The organism is Pseudomonas macauensis (assembly GCF_047902425.1).
In the GTDB taxonomy this organism is placed as follows: domain Bacteria; phylum Pseudomonadota; class Gammaproteobacteria; order Pseudomonadales; family Pseudomonadaceae; genus Pseudomonas.
On sequence record NZ_CP138377.1, the window covers coordinates 3,582,997 to 3,605,200 of the forward strand.

The 22,204-nt window shown below is 63.6% G+C and carries 20 protein-coding genes; all 20 read left to right on the top strand.

The window, feature by feature from the left end:
* Positions 1–125 precede the first annotated feature (125 nt).
* The 20 genes from SD196_RS16365 (at position 126) to nuoJ (ending at position 22,200) form a co-directional block, all read left to right on the top strand.
* Complete coding sequence (locus SD196_RS16365) at positions 126–2,348, top strand: NADP-dependent isocitrate dehydrogenase (protein WP_343573349.1); 2,223 nt, start codon at positions 126–128, stop codon at positions 2,346–2,348.
* A gap of 108 nt (positions 2,349–2,456) precedes the next feature.
* Entirely contained in the window at positions 2,457–2,900 is a 444-nt protein-coding gene (locus tag SD196_RS16370) for an NUDIX hydrolase (RefSeq protein WP_343573347.1), read from the top strand.
* 72 nt (positions 2,901–2,972) lie between these two features.
* Positions 2,973–4,112: a tRNA 2-thiouridine(34) synthase MnmA gene (mnmA, locus tag SD196_RS16375; RefSeq protein ID WP_275611433.1), complete on the top strand. Its 1,140-nt coding sequence runs from the start codon at positions 2,973–2,975 to the stop codon at positions 4,110–4,112.
* The gene (hflD, locus tag SD196_RS16380; protein WP_275611432.1) at positions 4,109–4,729 is read left to right on the top strand and encodes a high frequency lysogenization protein HflD; all 621 of its coding nucleotides are present in this window, start codon (positions 4,109–4,111) and stop codon (positions 4,727–4,729) included. The genes mnmA and hflD overlap by 4 nt, the downstream gene beginning before the upstream one ends.
* A 95-nt stretch (positions 4,730–4,824) precedes the next feature.
* Positions 4,825–6,195 (top strand): adenylosuccinate lyase, encoded by a 1,371-nt coding sequence (purB, locus tag SD196_RS16385; protein WP_275611431.1) that lies wholly within the window; start codon positions 4,825–4,827, stop codon positions 6,193–6,195.
* 60 nt (positions 6,196–6,255) lie between these two features.
* Positions 6,256–7,431 carry a cupin domain-containing protein gene (locus SD196_RS16390; RefSeq protein WP_331319799.1) on the top strand — a complete coding sequence of 392 codons (1,176 nt, stop codon included), beginning with the start codon at positions 6,256–6,258 and terminating at the stop codon, positions 7,429–7,431.
* Positions 7,424–7,852: a GNAT family N-acetyltransferase gene (locus SD196_RS16395; protein WP_152224077.1), complete on the top strand. Its 429-nt coding sequence runs from the start codon at positions 7,424–7,426 to the stop codon at positions 7,850–7,852. The genes SD196_RS16390 and SD196_RS16395 overlap by 8 nt, the downstream gene beginning before the upstream one ends.
* Before the next feature lie 9 nt (positions 7,853–7,861).
* Positions 7,862–8,488, top strand: a complete 627-nt coding sequence (locus SD196_RS16400) for a histone acetyltransferase HPA2 (protein WP_275611429.1) — start codon at positions 7,862–7,864, stop codon at positions 8,486–8,488.
* Complete coding sequence (locus SD196_RS16405; RefSeq protein ID WP_343573341.1) at positions 8,485–9,300, top strand: secretin N-terminal domain-containing protein; 816 nt, start codon at positions 8,485–8,487, stop codon at positions 9,298–9,300. Before SD196_RS16400 ends, SD196_RS16405 begins: the two co-directional genes overlap by 4 nt.
* 509 nt (positions 9,301–9,809) lie before the next feature.
* Positions 9,810–11,405: an isocitrate lyase gene (locus tag SD196_RS16410; protein WP_275611427.1), complete on the top strand. Its 1,596-nt coding sequence runs from the start codon at positions 9,810–9,812 to the stop codon at positions 11,403–11,405.
* Positions 11,406–11,577: 172 nt separating this feature from the next.
* Positions 11,578–12,069, top strand: a complete 492-nt coding sequence (locus tag SD196_RS16415; RefSeq protein WP_343573338.1) for a DUF4442 domain-containing protein — start codon at positions 11,578–11,580, stop codon at positions 12,067–12,069.
* Between the two features lie 441 nt (positions 12,070–12,510).
* Complete coding sequence (ndhC, locus tag SD196_RS16420; RefSeq protein WP_015477476.1) at positions 12,511–12,924, top strand: NADH-quinone oxidoreductase subunit A; 414 nt, start codon at positions 12,511–12,513, stop codon at positions 12,922–12,924.
* 10 nt (positions 12,925–12,934) lie between these two features.
* On the top strand, positions 12,935–13,612 hold the full coding sequence (locus SD196_RS16425) for a NuoB/complex I 20 kDa subunit family protein (RefSeq protein WP_015477477.1): 678 nt from the start codon (positions 12,935–12,937) through the stop codon (positions 13,610–13,612).
* Between the two features lie 60 nt (positions 13,613–13,672).
* Positions 13,673–15,454 (top strand): NADH-quinone oxidoreductase subunit C/D, encoded by a 1,782-nt coding sequence (gene nuoC, locus SD196_RS16430; protein ID WP_275611425.1) that lies wholly within the window; start codon positions 13,673–13,675, stop codon positions 15,452–15,454.
* On the top strand, positions 15,451–15,951 hold the full coding sequence (gene nuoE / locus SD196_RS16435) for an NADH-quinone oxidoreductase subunit NuoE (RefSeq protein ID WP_259759663.1): 501 nt from the start codon (positions 15,451–15,453) through the stop codon (positions 15,949–15,951). The genes nuoC and nuoE overlap by 4 nt, the downstream gene beginning before the upstream one ends.
* Entirely contained in the window at positions 15,948–17,297 is a 1,350-nt protein-coding gene (nuoF, locus tag SD196_RS16440; RefSeq protein WP_275611424.1) for an NADH-quinone oxidoreductase subunit NuoF, read from the top strand. Before nuoE ends, nuoF begins: the two co-directional genes overlap by 4 nt.
* A gap of 130 nt (positions 17,298–17,427) precedes the next feature.
* Complete coding sequence (gene nuoG, locus SD196_RS16445) at positions 17,428–20,142, top strand: NADH-quinone oxidoreductase subunit NuoG (protein ID WP_343573334.1); 2,715 nt, start codon at positions 17,428–17,430, stop codon at positions 20,140–20,142.
* Positions 20,139–21,128: an NADH-quinone oxidoreductase subunit NuoH gene (gene nuoH / locus SD196_RS16450; protein ID WP_275611422.1), complete on the top strand. Its 990-nt coding sequence runs from the start codon at positions 20,139–20,141 to the stop codon at positions 21,126–21,128. Before nuoG ends, nuoH begins: the two co-directional genes overlap by 4 nt.
* Before the next feature lie 11 nt (positions 21,129–21,139).
* Positions 21,140–21,688, top strand: a complete 549-nt coding sequence (gene nuoI / locus SD196_RS16455) for an NADH-quinone oxidoreductase subunit NuoI (RefSeq protein WP_015477483.1) — start codon at positions 21,140–21,142, stop codon at positions 21,686–21,688.
* Positions 21,689–21,699: 11 nt separating this feature from the next.
* Positions 21,700–22,200, top strand: coding sequence for an NADH-quinone oxidoreductase subunit J (gene nuoJ / locus SD196_RS16460; protein ID WP_275611421.1), 501 nt, complete (start codon positions 21,700–21,702; stop codon positions 22,198–22,200).
* Positions 22,201–22,204 lie beyond the last annotated feature (4 nt).

Consider the following 22,204-nt stretch of genomic DNA (forward strand, 5'->3'; position numbering starts at 1 on the left):
TACTGGCGCCCCAATATCCCCGCGGCAAATCTCGAAGGTCGGTCAACCACTTCGTTGAACGCAAGCGTGTACCAACGCGATTCGAGACTCTGTGCGCGCCCAGCAAAGAAGAGAGTTAGAACGAGATGTCCATCCGCTCGAAGATCACTTACACCTTCACCGACGAAGCACCCGCCCTTGCCACCTACTCGCTGCTTCCCATCGTAAAAGCCTTCGCCGCCTCCGCCGGCATCGACGTAGAAACCCGCGACATCTCTCTTGCAGGCCGTATCCTGGCCTCCTTCGCCGACAAACTCGGCGACAAGGCCATCGAAGACGACCTGGCCTACCTGGCCCAACTGGCCACCGCCCCCGAAGCCAACATCATCAAGCTGCCGAACATCTCCGCTTCGGTACCGCAGCTCAAGGGCGCCATCGCCGAGCTGCAGAAGCTGGGCTTCGCCGTTCCGGACTTCCCGGAAGACCCGCAGACCGCCGAAGAGAACGAAACCCGTGCGCGTTACGCCAAGGTCCTGGGCAGCGCCGTGAACCCGGTCCTGCGTGAAGGCAACTCCGACCGCCGCGCCCCGGCCGCCGTGAAGGCCTACGCCCGCAAGCACCCGCACAGCATGGGCAAGTGGAGCATGGCTTCGCGCTCCCACGCCGACTACATGCGTGGCGGCGACTTCTTCTCCAGCGAACAGTCGGTCACCATCCCGAAGGCCGGTGAAGTCCGCATCGAGTTCGTCGGCAAGGACGGCAAGGTCGAGACCAAGAAGACCCTGAAGATGCAGGAAGGCGAAGTCCTCGACAGCATGTTCATGAGCTGCAGCAAGCTGCGCGCCTTCTTCGAGAAGACCCTGCAGGATTGCAAGGAAACCGGCGTCATGTGGTCCCTGCACGTCAAGGCCACCATGATGAAGATCTCCCACCCGATCGTCTTCGGCCACGCCGTCACCGTCTACTACAAGGACGTGTTCGAGAAGTACGGCGAGCTGTTCGAAGAGCTGGGCGTGAACCCGAACAACGGCATCTCCAGCGTCTATGACAAGATCAAGTCGCTGCCGGCCTCGCAGCAGGAAGAAATCCTGCACGACATCCACGAGGTGTACAGCCACCGCCCGGAAATGGCGATGGTCGACTCGGTCAAGGGCATCACCAACCTGCACATCCCCAGCGACGTGATCGTCGACGCCTCCATGCCGGCCATGATCCGCAACTCGGGTCAAATGTGGGGCAAGGACGGTAAACAGAAAGACACCAAAGCGGTAATGCCGGAAAGCACCTACGCCCGCATCTACCAGGAAATGATCAACTTCTGCAAAACCAACGGCGCGTTCGACCCGACCACCATGGGCAGCGTACCGAACGTCGGCCTGATGGCGCAGAAGGCCGAGGAATACGGCTCCCACGACAAGACCTTCGAAATGGAAGCCGACGGCACCATGCGTGTAGTCGACGCCGACGGCAAGGTCCTGATGCAGCACGAAGTGCAGGCCGGTGACATCTGGCGCGCCTGCCAGACCAAGGACGCCCCGATCCGCGACTGGGTCAAGCTGGCCGTTACCCGTGCCCGCCAGTCCAACACCCCGGCCATCTTCTGGCTGGACCCGGAGCGCGCCCACGACAACGAGCTGCGCAAGAAGGTCGAGCTGTACCTGAAGGACCACGACCTGACCGGCCTGGACATCAGCATCAAGGGCTACAACGAAGCCATCCGCACCAGCATGGAGCGTCAACTGCGCGGCCAGGACACCATCTCGGTGACCGGCAACGTCCTGCGCGACTACCTGACCGACCTGTTCCCGATCATGGAACTGGGCACCTCGGCCAAGATGCTGTCCATCGTTCCGCTGATGGCGGGCGGCGGCATGTACGAAACCGGCGCCGGCGGTTCGGCTCCGAAACACGTACAGCAACTGGTGGAAGAGAACTACCTGCGCTGGGATTCCCTGGGCGAGTTCCTGGCTCTTGCCGTCTCCTTCGAAGAAGAAGGCATCAAGACCAACAACGCCAAGGCCAAGGTGCTGGGCAAGACCCTCGACATCGCCACCGGCAAGCTGCTGGACAACAACAAGTCGCCGTCGCGCAAGATCGGTGAGATCGACAACCGCGGTAGCCACTTCTACCTGGCCATGTACTGGGCCCAGGCCCTGGCCGAGCAGAATGACGACGCCGAACTGAAGGCCCACTTCAGCGCATTGGCCAAGACCCTGACCGAGAAGGAAGCGGCCATCGTCGCCGAACTGAACGGCGTACAGGGCAAGCCAGCCGACATCGGCGGCTACTACCGTTCCAACCCGGAGCTGACCTCCCAGGTCATGCGCCCGAGCGCGACCTTCAACGCCGCGATCGACGCACTGGCGTAAGGCTCTTCGCGTAATACAGAACCCCCGGGCCCTCCCGGGGGTTCTGCTTTCTGCGCCCAGCAACGTTAAACTCGCGCCTTTTCGCATTTCCCACGAGGGACCACATCCATGCGCTGGCTTGCACATGTCACCGTCGCCACCATCATCGAAGACCAGGACCGTTTCCTGCTGGTGGAGGAAATCTCCGCTGACAAAAAACAGGTCTTCAACCAGCCCGCCGGCCATCTGGAAGCCAACGAAAGCCTGCTCGAAGCCGCCGTGCGCGAAACCCTGGAAGAAACCGGCTGGGATGTGGAGCTGACCGCCGTCACCGGCATCTACCTGTACACCGCACCAAGCAATGGCGTGACCTACCAGCGCGTCTGCTTCGCCGCCCGCCCCGTGCGCCATCACCCCGAGCGCGCGCTGGACGACGGCATCCTCGGCGCCCGCTGGATGACCCGCGACGAGCTGGCCGCCCAACCCGAACGCTGGCGCAGCCACCTGGTGCTGCGCTGCATCGACGACTACCTGGAAGGCGAGCGCTTCCCGCTCAGCCTGATCCGTACCTGAGCCGGCAGCCGAGCCTGAGCCGCTCGGCTCTGGTAGAATCCCCGTCTTTACCTGTACCCGTGATGCGCCACCATGTCTGATTCCCCCTCTTCCTCGCCGAAGATCCCCCAGAACACCCGCGTTATCGTCGGCATGTCCGGCGGCGTGGACTCCTCCGTCTCCGCCCTGCTCCTCAAGGAACAGGGCTACCAGGTGGAAGGCCTGTTCATGAAGAACTGGGAAGAGGACGACGGCACCGAGTACTGCACCGCCATGACCGACCTGGCCGACGCCCAGGCCGTCTGCGACCGCATCGGCATCAAGCTGCACACCGCCAACTTCGCCGCGGAATACTGGGACAACGTCTTCGAGCACTTCCTCGAGGAATACAAGGCCGGCCGCACGCCGAACCCGGACATCCTCTGCAACCGCGAGATCAAGTTCAAAGCCTTCCTCGACTACGCCCTCGCCCTGGGTGCCGACCTGATCGCCACCGGCCACTACGTGCGCCGCCGCGACGTCGACGGCCGCAGCGAACTGCTCAAGGGCCTGGACCCGAACAAGGACCAGAGCTACTTCCTCCATGCGGTGGGCGGCGAGCAGATCGGCAAGACCCTGTTCCCGGTCGGCGAACTGGAGAAGCCCGAGGTGCGTGCCATCGCCGAGAAATACGGCCTGGCCACCGCGAAGAAGAAAGACTCGACCGGCATCTGCTTTATCGGCGAGCGCCGCTTCAGCGACTTCCTCAAGCAGTACCTGCCGGCCCAGCCGGGTGACATCGAGACCACCGACGGCACGGTCATCGGCAAGCATGTCGGCCTGATGTACCACACCATCGGCCAGCGCCAGGGCCTGGGCATCGGCGGCCTGAAGAACGCCGACGACAGCCCCTGGTACGTGTTGGAGAAGGACCTGGCGCGCAACGTCCTGGTCGTCGGCCAGGGCAATGACCACCCGTGGCTGTTCTCCCGCGCCCTGCACGCCTCGCACATCTATTGGGTCAACCCCATCGACCTGGACCAGCCCAAGGCCCTGCGCGCCAAGGTGCGCTACCGCCAGGCCGACCAGGACTGCGTGCTGGAACGCACCGGGAACGGTTACCGCGCGGTGTTCGACGAACCGCAGCGCGCTGTGACCCCCGGCCAGTCCGTGGTCTTCTACGACGGCGAAATCTGCCTCGGCGGCGGCGTCATCGAATCGGCCGAACCCGCGTTCGCTAAGGAACCTGCATGAGCGATCTGCACGACCAGATCATTGCCCTATCCGGCGTTTTCGAATCCGCAGCCCTGGTAGACCGCCTCGCCCGCACCGGGCAGATCCCCGAGGCGCCGCTGGGCTGTATGCTCGGCAGCCTGCTGGTGCGCGACCCGAAGACCACCCTGGACGTCTACGGCGGCGACACCGCCAATCTGCGCGAAGGCTTCCGCGCCCTGGTCAGCGCGCTCGAGCGCGACCCCAACAGCCTGCAGCGTGAGCCACTGCGCTACGCTCTCTCGCTGATCGGCCTGGAACGCCAGCTGAACAAGCGCGACGACATGCTCGACCTGATGGGCAGCCGCCTGGACCAGATCCAGCAGCAGGTACAGCACTTCGGCCTGATCCACGAGAACGTCATCGCCTCCTGCGCCGGCCTTTACCAGGACACCCTGAGCACCTTCCGCCAGCGCATCCAGGTACACGGCGACATGCGCTACCTGCAGATCAACGCCAACGCCGCGCGCATCCGCGCCCTACTGCTGGCCGGCATCCGCTCCGCGCGCCTGTGGCGACAGCTCGGCGGCAACCGCTGGCAGATGCTGTTCGCCCGGAAGAAAATGCTGGGTGAACTGCGCCCCCTGCTGCGCGGCTGAAACACCTTCTTCCGGTCGCCGCAAAGGCGACCGGAGCGCCGCTTTCGTGTATGATGTGCGCCCTTTTCGTTGACCTCCAGCCACGAGAACGCCCCATGCAGCTTTCCTCCCTTACCGCGGTTTCCCCAGTTGACGGCCGTTACGGCAGCAAAACCAGCGCCCTGCGTCCGATCTTCAGCGAATACGGCCTGATCCGTTTCCGCGTCCTGGTGGAGGTTCGCTGGCTGCAGCGCCTCGCCGCCCACGCCGGCATCCCCGAAGTGGCCCCCTTCTCCGCCGAAGCCAACGCTCTGCTGAATCAGCTGGCCGATGACTTCCAACTGGAGCACGCGCAGCGCATCAAGGACATCGAGCGCACCACCAACCACGATGTGAAAGCCGTGGAATACCTGCTCAAGGAACAAGCCGCCAAGCTGCCGGAACTGGCCAAGGTCAGCGAGTTCATCCACTTCGCCTGCACCTCCGAGGACATCAACAACCTGTCCCACGCCCTGATGCTGCGCGAAGGCCGCGACACCGTGCTGCTGCCGCTGATGCGCCAGATCGCCGACTCCATCCGCGAACTCGCGGTCAAGTTCGCCGACGTGCCGATGCTCTCGCGCACCCACGGCCAGCCAGCCTCCCCGACCACCCTGGGCAAGGAACTGGCCAACGTCGTCTACCGCCTGGAGCGTCAGATCAAGCAGGTTGCTTCGGTCGAACTGCTGGGCAAGATCAACGGCGCCGTGGGCAACTACAACGCCCATCTGTCGGCCTATCCGCAAGTGGATTGGGAAGCCAACGCCCGCGAATTCATCGAAGGCGACCTGGGCCTGGCGTGGAACCCCTACACCACCCAGATCGAGCCGCACGACTACATCGCCGAGCTGTTCGACGCCATCGCCCGCTTCAACACCATCCTCATAGACTTCGACCGCGACGTCTGGGGCTACATCTCCCTGGGCTACTTCAAGCAGAAGACCATCGCTGGCGAGATCGGCTCCTCGACCATGCCACACAAGGTCAACCCGATCGACTTCGAGAACTCCGAAGGCAACCTGGGCATCGCCAACGCACTGTTCCAGCACCTGGCCAGCAAGCTGCCGATCTCCCGCTGGCAGCGTGACCTGACCGACTCCACCGTACTGCGCAACCTGGGCGTCGGTTTCGCCCACAGCGTCATCGCCTACGAGGCCAGCCTCAAGGGCATCGGCAAGCTGGAACTGAACGCCGCGCGCATCGCCGAAGACCTGGACGCCTGCTGGGAAGTCCTGGCCGAGCCGGTACAGACCGTCATGCGCCGCTACGGCATCGAGAACCCCTACGAGAAGCTCAAGGAACTGACCCGCGGCAAAGGCATCAGTGCCGACGCCCTGCAGGTGTTCATCGACGGCCTCGACATGCCCGCCGAAGCCAAGGCCGAGCTGAAGAAACTGACCCCCGCGAACTACATCGGTAACGCCGCCGCCCAGGCCAAGCGCATCTGAGATTCGCCCTGACTTTGCACGCCCGGCTGTGCCGGGCGTTTTTGTTTCAAGGACTTAACCATGAATCCTGCTATTCCTCTTCAGCTTTTGGGCGGCATCAGCGCCGAAGAATTCCTCCGCGATTACTGGCAGAAAAAGCCCCTGCTGGTACGCCAGGCCATCCCGGACTTCAAGAGCCCGCTGGAGCCTGACGAGCTGGCCGGCCTCGCCCTGGAAGAGATGATCGAGTCGCGCATCGTCATCGAGCACGGCGACAGCCCCTGGGAACTGCGCCGCGGCCCGTTCAAGGAAGAGACCTTCAAGGACCTGCCCGAGCGCGACTGGACCCTGCTGGTGCAGGCCGTCGACCAATTCATCCCGGAAGTCGCCGAACTGCTGGAACACTTCAAGTTCCTGCCCAGCTGGCGCATCGACGACGTGATGATCAGCTACGCCGCACCGGGCGGCGGCGTCGGCCCGCACTTCGACAACTACGACGTGTTCCTCCTGCAGGGCCACGGCCAGCGCCGCTGGAAGATCGGCCAGACCTGCGACGCCAGCAGCCCCCTGCTGCCGCACCAGGACCTGCGCATCCTCGCCGAATTCGAAGAAAGCGCCGAATGGGTACTGGAACCGGGCGACATGCTCTACCTGCCGCCGCGCGTGGCCCACTACGGCATCGCCGAAGATGACTGCATGACCTATTCAGTCGGCTTCCGCGCCCCCAGCGCCGCCGAAGTCCTGACCCACTTCACCGACTTCCTCGCCCAGTTCCTCACCGATGAAGAGCGCTACAGCGACGCCGGCATGAGCGCGGTGAAAGCCGATGAAGACCAGCACAAGATCCAGCGCGACGCCCTCGACCGCCTGAAGAACCTGCTGCAGGAGCACATGAGCGACGAGCGACTGCTGCTCACCTGGTTCGGCCAGTTCATGACCGAGCCACGCTACCCGGAACTGGTCGCCGGTGAGGAAATCGAGGAAGACGAACTGACCAGCGCGATTGCCGACGGCGCCGTGTTAATCCGCAACCCCAGCGCACGAATGGCCTGGAGCGAAGTGGACGTCGGCCTGCTGCTGTTCGCCAGCGGCCAGACCGTGGTCCTGCCGGAAAAACTGCGCGACCTGCTCAAGCTGGTGTGCTCGGCCCAATCGCTGCACGAAGGGAATCTCGGCCAATGGCTGGCCGATGACGATGGGCGTAAGCTCATCGGAGAGCTGATCAAACAGGGCAGTCTGGAGTTTGCCGATGAGTAGCAAGATCAGGGTTCGCGTGGCGGACTGGCAGAAGGATAATGCCGATCTGCGGCGCATTCGCGAGGCGGTCTTCATCGCCGAGCAATCGGTCCCGCCGGAACTCGAATGGGACGCCGAGGATGTCGAAGCCGTGCACTTCCTGGCCTTCGAAGGCGACTACGCCATCGGCACCGCCCGCCTCCTGCCGGACGGGCACATCGGCCGCGTTTCCGTCCTCAAGGACTGGCGCGGTCTCAAGGTGGGCGACCTGCTCATGCGCGCCGCCATCGAGCAAGCCGAAAGCCAGGGCTTGAAACGCCAGTTGCTGACCGCCCAGGTCTACGCCATTCCCTTCTACGAACGGCTAGGCTTCAAGGTAGCCAGCGGTGAATTCCTCGACGCCGGCCTTCCCCACGTGGACATGGTGCGCGAAAGCGACTGAGGCAGCGAAATGGACAACGTCCCGGAACAAGACGACCTCCCGGTGGAACTGCCGGACATCGAGTTCCAGTCTCCGGGACGTTTCGCCATTCACAACCCACCCAGCGAAGCCCTGCCGCCCGAAGCGCTGGAACCCGCGCCGTTCCGCCTTGGCGAAGGCGACCAAGTGCACCGCTTCAACAAGCCTGAAGAGGCCCGCGCCCATGCCCTGGCACTGATGCAGCAGGCGCAGCGCACCCTCTACCTCTACACCCCCGACCTGGAGCCCTGGCTGTACCACCACAGCAGCATCCAGGCAGCCTGCACCCAACTGCTGCTGAGCAACCCGCGCAACCGCCTGATGATCCTGGTGCGCGACAGCGCCCGTGCAGTGAAGGACGGCCATCGCCTGCTGAATCTCAGCCGGCGCCTGTCCAGCTACTGCCAGATCCGCCGGATCAACCCGGACTACCCCAGCGAAGATCACGCCTTCCTGCTGGCCGACGACTGCGGCCTGTTGCTGCGCCCGGAGCCGGGCGACTACGCCGGCTACGCCCACTACAACCACCCCGGCCGCGCCCGCCAGCTACTGGAACAGTTCGAACAGACCTGGAACACCAGCCTCCTCGACCCGAATCTGCGGAGCTTCCTGCTTTGACCCGACGCCCTCTCGCCCTGCTCCTTGCTTGCGGATTCAGCCTGGCCGCCATCGCCGCACCCCGCACCGAGGTCATTCCGCTCAACTACCGCACCGCCGAGGACGTGCTGCCGGTGGCGCAGTCGGTATTGGGCAACGAAGGCCGGGTCACCGCCTATGGCAACCAACTGATCGTGAACGCCGAGCTGGCGAAGATCCACGAACTGCAACAGGTGCTCAGCCAACTGGACACCCGCCCCCACCAACTGCTGATCAGCGTCGACACCAGCGACGGCAGCCAGAGCGACCAGAGCGGCTACGCGGTGAATGGCTCGGTCAGCGCCGGCAACGTGGAAATCCAGGCCGGTCGCGGCGAAGTCAACGGCCGCGACCAGGTGCGCATCATCAACCGCTCCACCAACAGTCGCGGCGGTGGCACCCAGCAGGTGCGTGCCACCGAGGGCTCACCCGCATTCATCCAGGTCGGCCAGAGCCAACCGGTGACCAACGCCGGCATCGGCCCCTATGGCCAGGTCTACAGCCAGACCGAGTACCGCGATGCCAACCAGGGCATGTACGTGACCGCGAGCCTTACCGGCAACCTCGTGCACATCACCCTCAGCACCCGCAACGACCGCTTCAACGGCAACTACCAGGGCTCGATGAACACCAGCGCTACCGAAACCAGCATCAGCGGCCCGCTCGGCCAGTGGATCGACGTCGGCGGCGTCAGCGAAAGCAATCAAAGCGCCCAGAGCGGTTTCGCTCGCCACTACAGCACCCAGGGCCGCAACGACAGCAGCCTGCGGGTGAAGGTCGAAGTGCTCGACTAATCCTTCCGTAGGTGACTTGCCGGTCCTCGTTAGACCTTCGTGTAGTAGTCCAAAAAAAACACTACAAAACGTTTGACGAACGCTCGTTTGAACGTGCATGATGGCCTCGCTCCCGCTAACCAGAGGGCTTCAAAGCCCTCCGGACCGCGCCAGCGACGCACCTGTCGCGCCGGTTCGTGTTGTTAAGCCCACAAGGCGGATCGACGAGGTTGCGACTGGCAAGAGGTTGTCCTGAGGGACGGGGAAGCAAGCCTTAGTAACAGCACGAAGTGACGGATTCAGCCGTCCACCATCGCCCAACGGCTGCCACGAGCCGGCAAGCGATTCTGGATGTCACCGCTGCAGTCACCCGTCTGTACGCCGCGCCACCCCACTCCTCCAGCGTCACTCCTTCTTTCGGTCGCCCCTTCGCCATCCCGCGGCGAGCAACCCGCAGTCAGTACCGTTCAGGTGCGGTTTCATGTGGGTAGTCGGTGCTTAACCAAACACATTCTTTTGAAGGATTGGCCATGTCCGCATATCAGAACGAGATCAAAGCAGTCGCCGCGCTCAAAGAGAAGAACGGCAACAGCTGGAGCGCGATCAACCCCGAGTACGCTGCCCGCATGCGCGTCCAGAACCGCTTCAAGACCGGTCTGGAAATTGCCAAGTACACCGCAGCCATCATGCGCAAGGACATGGCTGAGTACGATGCGGACGCTTCCGTCTACACCCAGTCCCTGGGCTGCTGGCACGGCTTCATCGGTCAGCAGAAGCTGATCTCCATCAAGAAGCACCTGAAGACCACCAACAAGCGCTACCTCTACCTGTCCGGCTGGATGGTTGCCGCCCTGCGCTCCGACTTCGGCCCGCTGCCGGACCAGTCGATGCACGAGAAGACCGCGGTCGCCGGCCTGATCGAAGAGCTCTACACCTTCCTGCGCCAGGCTGACGCCCGCGAACTGGACCTGCTGTTCACCGCCCTGGACTCCGCCCGCGCTGCCGGCGACAAGGCCAAGGAAGCCGAAGTACAGGCTCAGATCGACAACTTCGAAACCCACGTGGTGCCGATCATTGCCGACATCGACGCCGGTTTCGGTAACGCCGAGGCGACCTACCTGCTGGCCAAGAAGATGATCGAAGCCGGTGCCTGCTGCATCCAGATCGAGAACCAGGTTTCCGACGAGAAGCAGTGCGGCCACCAGGACGGTAAAGTGACCGTTCCGCACGAAGACTTCCTCGCCAAGATCAACGCCGTTCGCTACGCGTTCCTCGAGCTGGGCATCGACGACGGCGTGATCGTCGCTCGTACCGACTCCCTGGGCGCCGGCCTGACCAAGCAGATCGCCGTAACCCGCGAGCCGGGCGACCTGGGCGACCAGTACAACTCCTTCCTGGACTGCGAAGAAATCTCCGCTTCCGACCTGCAGAACGGCGACGTGGTGATCAACCGCGGCGGCAAGCTGCTGCGTCCCAAGCGCCTGGCTTCCAACCTGTTCCAGTTCCGCAAGGGCACCGGCGAAGACCGTTGCGTCCTGGACTGCATCACCTCGCTGCAGAACGGCGCCGACCTGCTGTGGATCGAAACCGAGAAGCCGCACGTTGGCCAGATCAAGGGCATGGTTGACCGCATCCGTCAGGTCATCCCGAACGCCAAGCTGGTTTACAACAACAGCCCGTCGTTCAACTGGACCCTGAACTTCCGCCAGCAGGTGTTCGATGCGTTCGTCGCCGAAGGCAAGGACGTTTCCGCCTACGACCGCGCCAAGCTGATGAGCGTCGAGTACGACGAGACCGAACTGGCTCAGATCGCTGACGAGAAGATCCGTACCTTCCAGCGCGACGGTTCGGCCCACGCCGGCATCTTCCACCACCTGATCACCCTGCCGACCTACCACACCGCCGCGCTGTCCACCGACAACCTGGCCAAGGGCTACTTCGCCGACCAGGGCATGCTGGCCTACGTGAAGGGCGTGCAGCGTCAGGAGCTGCGTCAGGGCATCGCCTGCGTCAAGCACCAGAACATGGCTGGCTCGGACATCGGCGACAACCACAAAGAGTACTTCGCTGGCGAAGCCGCTCTGAAAGCCTCGGGTAAAGACAACACCATGAACCAGTTCCACTAAGAACTGGTTCACCGGCCCCTCGGGGCCGGCAGGCACCGCAAGACCCCGGCCTCAGCCGGGGTCTTGTTTTTTGTGCTTGGCCGAACCGCCAGCCACCCTCTCCCCGCCCGCCAAGGGCAGATCCGCGCCGACATGCCAGCCTCGTGCTTCCTTTATATGCACGGAAAAGCCCATGCCCAAGCGCAACCGCCTCGCCCTCGCCGCCCATCTCATCCAGCGCCTTCCGCGCCGCCTTCACGAGCCGCTGCTGAGCCGCCTGTTCTGCTCCCAGGTACGCTTCGCTGGCACCGCCAATGTGCGCATCCAGAAACTCTCAAGCGACGAAGTGCGAATGAGCCTGGCCAACCACCGCCACGTTCGCAATCACATCGGCGGCGTGCACGCGGCCGCCATGGCGCTGCTCGCCGAGTCCGCCAGCGGCTGCATGGTCGGCATGAATCTGCCCGATCACAAGCTGCCGCTGATCAAGAGCCTCACGATCGACTACCGACGCCGCGCCAACGGCGGTCTGCGCGCTATCGCCACGCTGACAGCGGAGCAACGCCGCGCAATGCGGGAGGAGGACAAGGGGGAAGCGCTGATTCAGGTGACCGTGCTGGACGACACTGGCGGCGAGCCGATCCGCTGTGAAATGCACTGGGCCTGGATCGCAAAAAATAAATGAACCATCCCGAAAGGAGAGGCGCCCAACAAAACCGGATGGGGATAATTGAATGTTGCAGAAGTGACTGAAGAAAAGGGCTCGCCGCTTATATGTAGTAAAGTTACGGATATACGACACTGCAAATGATAATATTTATCATTTAAAGAGTGCCGATTTATTGCGGCCAAATACCTCGAAAGTACCATTCGACCAAAGCCGAAGTGCCGGCACACTAGGCGCCGAGGACCGCACAGGCAGAGGGCTTACGGAAATGCAAAAGCCTTTTGCCCGATTTAGAAGCGTCTGTTTGTGTTGGAAAAATTTACTTGCTGAAGGCTTTGGGCATAAAATTGGAAAGATGACCTGAACCCTTAGCTCACTATCCTTGAGTTGTCGGGTTCGTGCAGTCGGGCCATCGCCCGGAACCCAAGACAATCGTTATTTGTAGGAAGGAGTATCGGCATGCCCAATCCAGCTGAACTTGCAGCTCAACACTGGGGACTCGCCGCCTTCCTTTTAGGAGTGCTGGGCCTGCTCGGCTTCATGCTAGGGGTTTCCAGCCTGCTTGGCAGTAAGGCATTTGGTCGCAGCAAGAACGAACCGTTCGAATCCGGGATCGTTCCTACCGGCAGCGCACGCCTGCGTCTGTCGGCAAAATTCTATCTGGTCGCGATGCTCTTCGTGATCTTCGACGTCGAAGCCCTCTTCCTCTTCGCCTGGTCCGTGTCCGTCCGTGAAAGCGGTTGGGCCGGTCTGATCGAGGCAACCATTTTCATAGCAATTCTGTTGGCAGGTCTTGTCTACCTGTGGCGTATCGGCGCGCTCGATTGGGCACCGGCGGCACGTCGCGCACGGCAGGCGAAGCTAAAACAATGAGGCTTTGGCGATGCAATACAAACTTACCCGGATCGACCCGGATGCGCCCAATGATCAGTACCCGATCGGCCAGCGCGAAACGGTAGAAGACCCGCTCATCGAAGGGCAGGTCCACAAGAACATCTTCATGGGCAAGCTGGAAGATGTTCTCAACGGTGCGGTCAACTGGGGTCGCAAGAACTCCCTGTGGCCGTACAACTTCGGTCTGTCCTGCTGCTACGTGGAGATGACCACGGCGTTCACCGCGCCGCACGACATCGCCCGCTTCGGCGCCGAAGTGATCCGTGCATCGCCGCGCCAGGCTGACTTCATGGTCATTGCCGGCACCTGCTTCATCAAGATGGCCCCGGTCATCCAGCGCCTGTACGAGCAGATGCTGGAACCCAAGTGGGTGATCTCGATGGGTTCGTGTGCCAACTCCGGCGGCATGTACGACATCTACTCGGTCGTTCAGGGGGTCGACAAGTTCCTCCCCGTGGACGTGTACATCCCCGGCTGCCCGCCCCGTCCTGAGGCGTTCCTGCAAGGCCTGATGCTGCTGCAGGAATCCATCGGCCAGGAGCGTCGCCCGTTGTCCTGGGTTGTAGGCGATCAAGGCATCTATCGTGCCGACATGCCTGCCCAGAAGGATCTCAAGCGCGAACAGCGCATTGCGGTCACCAACCTGCGCAGCCCCGACGAAGTGTGATCCGGCCCTCCACGAGAGGCCCGTATTCACTCCACCGTTGACCGAGTGTGACTTAAGACTATGAATGCAGACTCCGCTCTGTACATCCCGCCTTACAAGGCAGACGACCAAGACATCGTCGTCGAACTGAATTCCCGCTTTGGCGCCGAGACCTTCACCGTCCAGGCCACCCGCACCGGCATGCCGGTGCTCTGGGTGTCCCGTGAGCGCCTGATCGACGTCCTCACCTTCCTGCGCAACGTACCCAAGCCGTACGTCATGCTCTATGACCTGCACGGGGTCGACGAGCGCCTGCGCACCCACCGTCGCGGCCTGCCGGGCGCCGACTTCAGCGTGTTCTACCACCTGATGTCGCTCGAGCGTAATAGTGACGTGATGATCAAGGTGGCCTTGTCCGAGGGCGACCTCAACCTGCCCACAGCCACCCGTATCTGGCCGAACGCCAACTGGTACGAGCGTGAGGTCTGGGACATGTACGGGATCACCTTCAATGGTCACCCGCACCTGACCCGCATGCTGATGCCGCCGACCTGGGAAGGTCACCCGCTGCGCAAGGACTACCCGGCGCGCGCCACCGAGTTCGATCCCTACTCCCTCTCCGTCGCCAAGCAGGAGCTGGAGCAGGAAGCCCTGCGCTTCAAGCCTGAAGACTGGGGCATGAAGCGCCACGGCGAGAACGAGGACTTCATGTTCCTCAACCTCGGCCCGAACCACCCGTCCGCCCACGGTGCGTTCCGCATCATCCTGCAGCTGGACGGCGAAGAGATCCTCGACTGCGTACCGGAGATCGGCTACCACCACCGAGGCGCCGAGAAGATGGCCGAGCGCCAGTCCTGGCACAGCTTCATCCCCTACACCGACCGTATCGACTACCTCGGCGGCGTGATGAACAACCTGCCGTACGTGCTCTCGGTCGAGAAGCTCGCCGGCATCAAGGTGCCGCAGCGCGTCGACGTCATCCGCATCATGATGTCGGAGTTCTTCCGCATCCTGAACCACCTCCTCTACCTGGGTACCTACATCCAGGACGTGGGCGCGATGACCCCGGTGTTCTTCACCTTCACCGACCGCCAGCGCGCCTACAAGGTCGTCGAAGCCATCACCGGCTTCCGCCTGCACCCGGCCTGGTACCGCATCGGCGGCGTCGCCCACGACCTGCCGCGCGGCTGGGACAAGCTGGTCCGCGAATTCCTCGACTGGATGCCCAAGCGCCTGGACGAGTACGAAACCGCCGCCCTGAAGAACAGCATCCTGCGTGGCCGTACCATCGGCGTTGCCCAGTACAACACCAAGGAAGCGCTGGAATGGGGCACCACCGGCGCCGGCCTGCGCGCCACCGGTTGCGACTTCGACCTGCGTAAGGCCCGCCCCTACTCCGGCTACGAGAACTTCGAGTTCGAAGTACCGCTGGCCCACAACGGCGACGCCTACGACCGCTGCATGGTCAAGATGGGTGAGATGCGCCAGAGCCTGCGCATCATCGAGCAGTGCCTGAAGAACATGCCCGAAGGCCCGTACAAGGCCGACCACCCGCTGACCACGCCGCCGCCCAAAGAGCGCACGCTGCAGCACATCGAAACCCTGATCACCCACTTCCTGCAGGTTTCCTGGGGCCCGGTCATGCCGGCCAACGAAGCCTTCCAGATGGTGGAAGCGACCAAGGGCATCAACAGCTACTACCTGACGAGCGATGGCAGCACCATGAGCTACCGGACCCGCATCCGGACGCCCAGCTTCGCGCACCTGCAGCAGATTCCGTCGGTGATCAACGGCAGCATGATTGCCGACCTGATCGCCTATCTGGGCAGTATCGACTTCGTTATGGCCGACGTGGACCGCTGATCATGAGTACCCTTATCCAGACTGATCGTTTCGAACTCAGCGAAACCGAGCGCTCGGCCATCGAGCACGAGATGCATCACTACGAGGACTCCCGCGCGGCGTCCATCGAAGCCCTGAAGATCGTCCAGAAGCAGCGTGGCTGGGTGCCGGATGGCGCCATCCCCGCCATCGCCGAGATCCTCGGCATCCCGGACAGCGACGTCGAAGGTGTGGCTACCTTCTATAGCCAGATCTTCCGCCAGCCGGTCGGCCGCCACATCATCCGCGTCTGCGACAGCATGGTCTGCTACATCGGCGGCCACGAATCCGTGGTCGGCGAGATCCAGAAGCAGCTGGGCATCGGCCTCGGCCAGACCACCGCCGACGGCCGTTTCACTCTGCTGCCGGTGTGCTGCCTGGGCAACTGCGACAAGGCCCCGGCGATGATGATCGATGACGACACCTTCGGTGACCTGCGTCCCGACGGCGTCGCCAAACTGCTGGAGGCCTACGCATGAGTCGCCTCACCTCCTACGGCACGCCCAACCGCACGGCGCGTGCGGCCGAAACCCACCCGCTGACCTGGCGCCTGCGTGACGACGGCGCCCCGGTCTGGCTGGAGGAATACCAGTCGAAGAACGGCTACGCCGCCGCGCGCAAGGCGCTGGCGCAGATGGCCGCCGACGACATCGTCCAGACCGTCAAGGACTCCGGCCTCAAGGGCCGCGGCGGTGCGGGCTTCCCCACCGGCGTGAAGTGGGGCCTGATGCCCAAGGACGAATCCCTCAACATCCGCTACCTGCTGTGCAACGCGGACGAGATGGAACCCAACACCTGGAAGGACCGCATGCTCATGGAGCAGCTGCCACACCTGCTGGTGGAAGGCATGCTGATCTCCGCGCGCGCCCTCAAGGCCTACCGCGGCTACATCTTCCTGCGTGGCGAGTACGTCGACGCAGCGCGCAACCTGAACCGCGCCATCGAGGAAGCCAAGGCCGCAGGCCTCTTGGGCAAGAACATCCTCGGCAGCGGTTTCGATTTCGAGCTGTTCGTGCACACCGGCGCCGGCCGCTACATCTGTGGTGAAGAAACCGCGCTGATCAACTCGCTGGAAGGCCGCCGCGCCAACCCGCGCTCCAAGCCGCCCTTCCCCGCCGCCGTCGGCGTATGGGGCAAGCCCACCTGCGTGAACAACGTCGAGACCCTGTGCAACGTACCGGCGATCGTCGAGCACGGCGTGGACTGGTACAAGGGTCTGGCCCGTCCGGGCAGCGAAGACATGGGCACCAAGCTCATGGGCTTCTCCGGCAAGGTGAAGAATCCCGGCATCTGGGAACTGCCCTTCGGCCTTCCGGCCCGCGAGCTGTTCGAGGACTACGCCGGCGGCATGCGCGACGGCTACAAGCTCAAGGCCTGGCAGCCGGGCGGCGCCGGTACCGGCTTCCTCCTGCCGGAACACCTGGACGCCCTGTTCTATGCCGGCGGCGTCGCCAAGGTCGGCACCCGTATGGGTACTGGCCTGGCCATGGCGGTGGACGACAGCGTCAACATGGTTTCGCTGCTGCGCAACATGGAAGAGTTCTTCGCCCGCGAATCGTGCGGCTGGTGCACTCCATGCCGTGACGGCCTGCCGTGGAGCGTGAAGGTCCTGCGCGCGCTGGAGAAAGGCGAAGGCGCCCAGGGCGACCTGGAAACCCTCGAGCAGCTCGTCAACTTCCTCGGCCCAGGCAAGACCTTCTGTGCCCACGCACCGGGTGCCGTCGAGCCGCTGGGCAGCGCACTGAAGTATTTCCGTCCCGAGTTCGAAGCGGGCATTTCCCGCCAGGCTCAGGCCGTACAAGCACCGCGGACCGTCGGCGCTTGATGCTTTGTTCGCCGGGCGGAAGTCGCCCGGCGTTGTTTCGTTGTAGTGCCGCGGCGTGCCGCCGGCCCGATGAAACCGTGATTTCTATTAGCCACGCCCGCTGACAACGGGCCAACGAAGACTTAGACCCATGGCCACGATCCACGTAGACGGCAAGACGTTAGAAGTCGACGGAGCGGACAACCTGTTGCAGGCCTGCCTCTCCCTCGGTCTCGACATCCCCTACTTCTGCTGGCACCCGGCGCTCGGAAGCGTCGGCGCATGCCGCCAGTGCGCGGTCAAGCAGTACACCGACGAGAACGACAAACGCGGTCGTCTCGTCATGTCCTGCATGACTCCCGCCACCGACAACACCTGGATTTCCATCGAAGACGAAGAGGCCAAGCAGTTCCGCGCCAGCGTCGTCGAATGGCTGATGACCAACCACCCGCACGACTGCCCGGTCTGCGAGGAAGGCGGTCACTGCCACCTGCAGGACATGACGGTGATGACCGGCCACAACCAGCGCCGGTACCGCTTCACCAAGCGCACCCACCAGAACCAGGAGCTCGGCCCGTTCATCGCCCACGAGATGAACCGCTGCATCGCCTGCTACCGCTGCGTCCGTTACTACAAGGACTACGCCGGCGGCACCGACCTGGGCGTCTATGGCGCGCACGACAACGTCTATTTCGGCCGTATCGAGGACGGTGTACTGGAGAGCGAATTCTCCGGCAACCTGACCGAGGTCTGCCCGACCGGCGTGTTCACCGACAAGACCCACTCCGAACGCTACAACCGCAAGTGGGACATGCAGTTCGCCCCGAGCATCTGCCATGGCTGCTCCAGCGGCTGCAACATCAGCCCCGGCGAGCGTTACGGTGAAATCCGCCGCATCGAGAACCGCTACAACGGCTCGGTGAACCACTACTTCCTGTGCGACCGCGGCCGCTTCGGCTACGGCTACGTCAACCGCGAAGACCGTCCGCGCCAGCCGCAGCTGATGCTGAGCAAGCAGAAGCTCTCGCTGGACGGTGCTCTGGACCAGACCGCTGCACTGCTCAAAGGCCGCAAGGTCATCGGTATCGGTTCGCCGCGCGCCAGCCTGGAAAGCAACTACGCCCTCTCCGCCCTGGTCGGCGCGCAGAACTTCTACAGCGGCATTTCCGCTGACGAACTGCAGCGTCTGCAACTGGTGCTGAAAGTCATGCAGGACGGCCCGCTGCCGGTGCCGACCATCCGTGACATCGAAGACCACGACGCCGTGTTCGTGCTCGGCGAAGACCTGACCCAGACCGCTGCCCGTATCGCCCTGGCCCTGCGCCAGTCGGTAAAAGGCAAGGGCGAGGACATGGCCGCCGCGATGAAGATCCAGCCGTGGCTCGACGCCGCGGTGAAGACCATCGCCCAGCACGAGATGAACCCGCTGTTCATCGCCAGCCTCGATGAAACCCGCCTGGACGACGTCGCCGCCGAGTGCGTGCACGCCGCCACCGAAGACCTTGCTCGCCTGGGCTTCGCCGTGGCCCACGCGATCGATTCGAGCGCCCCGGCCGTCGCCGGCCTCGACGCCGAAGCCGCCGCCCTGGCCCAGCGCATCGCCGATGCCCTGGTCGCCGCCAAGCGTCCGCTGGTCATCTCCGGCACTTCGCTGGGCAGCAACGCCCTGATCGAAGCCGCCGCCAACATTGCCAGCGCGCTGAAGAACCGCGAGAAGAACGGCTCCCTGAGCCTGGTGGTTCCGGAAGCCAACAGCCTGGGCCTTGCCCTCTTCGGTGGTGAATCCGTCGAAGCCGCCCTGCAGCAGCTGACCTCCGGCGCAGCCGATGCCGTGGTGATCCTGGAGAACGACCTGTACCGCCGCGCGGACGCCACCGCTGTCGACGCTGCCCTGGCCGCTGCGAAGATCGTCATCGTCGCCGATCACCAGCAGACTGCCACCACCGCCAAGGCTACTGTCCTGCTGCCGGCCGCCAGCTTCGCTGAAGGCGATGGCACCCTGGTCAGCCAGGAAGGTCGCGCCCAGCGCTTCTTCCAGGTCTATGACCCGGCCTACTACAACGCCGACATCCTGGTCCGCGAAGGCTGGCGCTGGCTGCATGCCCTGCACAGCACCCTCGAAGGCAAGCGTGTCGACTGGACCCAGCTGGACCACGTGATCGACGCCGTCGTCGCCGCCAAGCCGCAACTGGCGGGCATCCGCGAAGCTGCGCCGAATGCCGCGTTCCGCATCAAGGGCCTGAAGCTGGCGCGCGAGCCGCACCGCTACTCCGGCCGTACCGCCATGCGTGCCAACATCAATGTCAGCGAGCCGCGCGCTTCGCAGGACATCGACTCGCCGTTCGCCTTCTCCATGGAAGGCTACGCCGGCAGCGCCGAACCGCGTCAGCAGATTCCGTTCGCCTGGTCCCCGGGCTGGAACTCCCCGCAGGCCTGGAACAAGTTCCAGGACGAAGTCGGCGGCCATCTGCGCGCCGGCGACCCGGGCGTGCGCCTGATCAAGGCCAAGGGCCAGGCCCTCTGGTTCAGCGAGATTCCCGCGCCGTTCCACACCGCCGCCAGCCAGTTCAAGGTGGTGCCCTTCTATCACCTGTTCGGCAGCGAGGAGAACTCCGCCAAGGCCGCACCGGTGCAGGAGCGCATCCCGCAGACCTACGTCACCCTGGCGAAATCCGAGGCTGACCGTCTGGGCGTCAACGAAGGCGCGATCATCCGCCTGACTGTCAAGGGCCAGGAACTGCGCCTGCCGCTGCGTGTGAGCGAAGAGCTCGGGGCCGGCCTGGTCGCCCTGCCGATCGGTCTGCAAGGCATTCCCGCCGGTGTCATCGGCGCTGTCGCTGAAGGTCTGCAGGAGGCTGCACAATGAGCTGGCTGACACCCGCCATCGTCGACATCCTGATCGAGGTCATCAAGGCCATCGTCATCCTGCTCGCCGTGGTCGTCTGCGGCGCGCTGCTGAGCTGGGTCGAGCGTCGTCTGCTCGGCCTCTGGCAGGACCGCTATGGTCCGAACCGGGTTGGCCCCTTCGGCGCCTTCCAGCTTGGCGCCGACATGATCAAGATGTTCTTCAAGGAAGACTGGACCCCGCCGTTCGCCGACAAGATGATCTTCACCCTCGCCCCCATGATCGCCATGGGTGCGCTGCTGGTGGCCTTCGCGATCATCCCGATCACCCCGACCTGGGGTGTGGCGGACCTGAACATCGGCATCCTGTTCTTCTTCGCCATGGCTGGCCTGACCGTGTACGCGGTGCTGTTCGCCGGCTGGTCGAGCAACAACAAGTTCGCCCTCCTCGGCAGCCTGCGCGCCTCGGCCCAGACCATCTCCTATGAGGTGTTCCTGGCCCTGTCGCTGATGGGCATCGTGGCTCAGGTCGGTTCGTTCAGCCTGCGCGACATCGTCGATTACCAGGCCGAGCACATGTGGTTCATCATTCCGCAGTTCTTTGGCTTCATGACCTTCTTCGTCGCCGGCGTCGCCGTGACTCACCGTCACCCGTTCGACCAGCCCGAAGCCGAGCAGGAACTGGCCGACGGTTACCACATCGAGTACGCCGGCATGAAATGGGGCATGTTCTTCGTTGGCGAGTACATCGGCATCGTGCTGGTGTCCGCGCTGCTGGCGACCCTGTTCTTCGGCGGCTGGCACGGTCCCTTCGGCATCCTGCCGCAGATCCCGTTCATCTGGTTCGCCCTGAAAACCGGCTTCTTCATCATGATGTTCATTCTGCTGCGGGCTTCGATCCCACGCCCGCGCTATGACCAGGTGATGGCCTTCAGCTGGAAGTTCTGCCTCCCGCTGACCCTGATCAACCTGCTGGTGACCGGCGCAGTCGTGCTGGCGGCCCAGTAAGGAGTAGGACCATGATCAAGTACATTTTCGACGTGGTGCACGGCACCTACACCCAGCTGCGCAGCCTGGTGATGATCTTCGGTCACGCCTTCCGCAAGCGTGACACCCTGCAATACCCGGAAGAACCCGTTTACCTGCCGCCGCGCTACCGTGGCCGCATCGTCCTCACCCGCGACCCCGACGGTGAGGAGCGCTGCGTTGCGTGCAACCTGTGCGCCGTGGCCTGCCCGGTCGGCTGCATCTCCCTGCAGAAGGCCGAGACCGACGATGGTCGCTGGTACCCCGAGTTCTTCCGCATCAACTTCTCCCGCTGCATCTTCTGCGGCCTGTGCGAAGAAGCCTGCCCGACCACCGCGATCCAGCTGACCCCGGATTTCGAGATGGGTGAGTTCAAGCGCCAGGACCTGGTCTACGAGAAGGAAGACCTGCTGATCTCCGGCCCCGGCAAGAACCCGGACTACAACTTCTACCGCGTTGCCGGCATGGCCATTGCCGGCAAGCCGAAAGGCGCCGCGCAGAACGAAGCCGAACCGATCAACGTCAAGAGCCTGCTGCCGTAAGGAGACGTCGCGTGGAATTCGCTTTCTACTTCGCCGCCGGCGTCGCCGTGCTGGCAACCCTGCGGGTCATCACCAACAGCAATCCGGTGCATGCCCTGCTCTACCTCATCGTTTCGCTGCTCGCCGTATCGATGACCTTCTTCAGCCTCGGCGCCCCGTTCGCCGGTGCCCTGGAGATCATCGTCTACGCCGGCGCGATCATGGTGCTGTTCGTCTTCGTGGTGATGATGCTCAACCTCGGCCCGGCGATTGCCGAACAGGAACGCAAGTGGCTCAAGCCCGGCGTCTGGATCGGCCCTGGCGCGCTCTCCCTGGTGCTGATGGTCGAGCTGCTGTGGATGTTGTCGCGCACCCCGAGCGGTGCCGGCATCGGCCACACCACCGTGGACGCCAAGGCCGTGGGCATCAGCCTGTTCGGCCCCTACCTGCTGGTCGTCGAACTGGCCTCGATGCTGCTGCTGGCGGCACTGGTCGCCGCCTACCACCTCGGCCGCCACGAAGCGAAGGAATAACACC